The organism is Pseudomonas sp. NPDC088429 (genome assembly GCF_044753305.1).
GTDB lineage: Bacteria > Pseudomonadota > Gammaproteobacteria > Pseudomonadales > Pseudomonadaceae > Aquipseudomonas > Aquipseudomonas rustica.
In genome coordinates this window covers 1032-2333 of the sequence record NZ_JBIVMX010000152.1, presented here as the reverse complement: position 1 = coordinate 2333, position 1302 = coordinate 1032, and the positions used below count along the sequence as shown (strand labels likewise).

The following is a 1302-nucleotide window of genomic DNA, read 5'->3' as shown; positions in this document are numbered from 1 at the left end:
GCTACCAGCGGGTCGCCATGTCGACATGCGATCACGCCGATCGCCGCGAATACTACCCTATCGAGGACACGATCGCCCTGGAAATTCGGCCCCTGTCCGCTCCCGAAGCCGCAGGCCAGGAAGTGTTGCAGGATGCTTCCCCGCTGTTCAACCTGCTCAGCGAACTGCACCTGAGCGAATTCGAGTCGCAGCACTTGTTGCGCCAGATCAGCGAGCGCGACCGCGCCATCGCCGCGTTCCTGAAATCCCAGAACAAACGCATCGACCTGCTCAGCCAGGTGGTCGCCCTGACCGTGCTCGGCCAGATCGGCGAGCCGCAACCGGTGATCATTTCCGAAGGCGGGATCGACTTTCAGCACCCGACACCAATCGCCGCTGGTGCCCACGTGTCGGTGAAACTGGTGCTGATGCCGCAAGCGCTGGGGCTGCTGCTGCGCGCCCGCGTCACCCATTGCGACCCCAAGGGCAACGGATTCGACGTCGGCACCGAGTTCGAACACTTGACCGATGCCCAGCGCCAATTGCTCGCCCGCTATATCTTGCAGAAGCAGGCCCAGGAACGACGTCTGGCCCGCGAACAGAACGAATCAGGCATTTAATTTAAGGAAGAACCGTGACCCTCATCTACGGCCACCGCGGCGCCAAGGGCGAAGCACCGGAAAACACCCTGAGCAGCTTTCAGGAATGTCTCAAGCACGGCGTGCGCCGTTGCGAACTCGATCTGCACCTGTCCAAGGACGGCGAGTTGATGGTCATCCACGACCCGACGCTCAAGCGCACCACGGATCGGCGCGGCAAAGTCGTCGAGCACACCGCCGCCGAGCTGGTGACTTACGACGCGCGCAAGGGTGGCCCGGGCTGGATCAAGCCATGCCCGATTCCGACGCTGGAAGAGTTGTTCGAGCAATGTGATTTCGAGCACTGGCAGCTCGAAGTGAAAAGCGCTTCACGCACGCGCGCCGCAACCACGGTGCTGGCGATTCGTGAAATGGCCCAGCGCCACGGCCTGCTCGATAAGGTGACGATCACCTCGAGTTCGCGGGAAGTGCTGAAAGCGGCGCTGGATCTGGTGCCGGACGTGTCGCGCGGACTGGTCGCCGAATACGCCTGGCTCGACCCGTTGAAGGTCGCGGCTAGTTACGGCTGCGAGATTCTTGCGCTGAACTGGACGCTGTGTACGCCGGAACGCCTGCAGAAGGCGCAGCGTCAGGGGCTGCATGTGTCGGTGTGGACCGTCAACGAGCCTGCGCTGATGCGCAGACTCGCCGACTTCGGCGTTGACAGCCTGATTACAGACTTTCC

At 62.4% G+C, this 1302-nt stretch carries 2 protein-coding genes; both read left to right on the top strand.

What is annotated here, in order from left to right; translation table 11 throughout:
- Positions 1 to 17: 17 nt before the first annotated feature.
- Positions 18 to 599: a PilZ domain-containing protein gene (locus ACIP66_RS28545; protein ID WP_400652627.1), complete on the top strand. Its 582-nt coding sequence runs from the start codon at positions 18 to 20 to the stop codon at positions 597 to 599.
- A gap of 14 nt (positions 600 to 613) precedes the next feature.
- Positions 614 to 1302, top strand: a 689-nt coding sequence (locus tag ACIP66_RS28540; protein WP_400652624.1) for a glycerophosphodiester phosphodiesterase, incomplete at its 3' end; no start/stop codon positions are given.

Coding starts and splice junctions, on each gene's coding strand:
- ACIP66_RS28545 (WP_400652627.1), top strand. CDS start 18: ATGTCGACATGCGATCACGCCGATCGCCGCGAATACTACCCTATCGAG.